General features: G+C 72.9%; 1 pseudogene and 1 riboswitch. The pseudogene reads right to left on the reverse strand.

Annotated features, from left to right (window positions below):
• Window positions 1-213: pseudogene (locus tag NCC78_RS31890) on the reverse strand (C39 family peptidase); the annotation flags it as partial.
• Window positions 214-444: 231 nt separating this feature from the next.
• Window positions 445-585: riboswitch (cyclic di-AMP (ydaO/yuaA leader) on the reverse strand.
• Window positions 586-1007 lie beyond the last annotated feature (422 nt).

The raw sequence follows: 1007 nt of genomic DNA on the forward strand, positions 1-1007 counted from the left end.
CTGGCCGCGCGAGGCGGCGGCGTCGTCGCGCAGCTCGGCCACGGCGGCCGGGGTCTGCGCGGAGGCGGGCGCTTCGTCGGCGGCGGCGAACAGGGCGCCGGTGCCCGACGCGAACACGAGCGCCGCGGCCGACGCGGCGGCCACCTGGTACGGACGCTCGGAGGCGAGACGACGGAGCTGTCGCTTGAGGTGGTGCTTCACGGGTTCCTCCACGGGCTCAGGGGTGAGCGGCGCACACCGATCCCCGCCCGGACAGGGCGGGTCGACCGCGCGGACGGCGTCCGGGCGGTTGGCGGACCACTGATAGGAATGCGCCCGGACTGCCGGGCGACGGGCGGTGACCGGTGGGTCAGCTCGTGGCCGTCGGCCGGACGAGCACGGGCACCGCGGAGCCGTGGAGGCGGCGGAACAACCGAGGGGTGGTGTGGTGCTGCACGAAGGTGGAACTCCTTCCGACACCGCCTACCGGGTTAGCTGACGGATTCGGGCGGGAAGAACGCCCTACCGCGGGCCGTGGGCTCGCGGATTCACCCCGATGTGCACTGGGTCCCCGGTTCGTGATTCACGATTGAGCGGGTCGGCGCGGCGTCGCCTCTTGCGATCGGGTACCGCACCGGACGCGCCGACACTACTGGCCGGCTCCCGCCCTGCCAACCCCCTCCCACCTGCGTAAACCTTGGTTCCGCGACCATTTTTGCCGGCAGTTGCGCACTGACGGGACTCAATGGGACGAGCGGTGGCGGGCGTAGCGGACGGCAGACAACGGGACGATCGGCCGGCATCGACGCCGAATCGTCGGCAGGGATCGAACGAAATGAGCCGGATGACCGTTTCGACGTTGGTGTGACCGGGCTCACCCGAAAATGTGGCGTAATCAGCCCACCCGGGCGGGCCGCCACCGTGCGGCGACCAGCGGACGGGGTGGCGCGGACGCCGGACGCGGCGCGGGCAACCGACCCGGCCGGAGCCGGGCCGTCGCGGCGTGCGCCTCCACCGCGAGGGCCCGG

The organism is Micromonospora phytophila, from assembly GCF_023656545.1.
Lineage (GTDB): Bacteria > Actinomycetota > Actinomycetes > Mycobacteriales > Micromonosporaceae > Micromonospora > Micromonospora phytophila.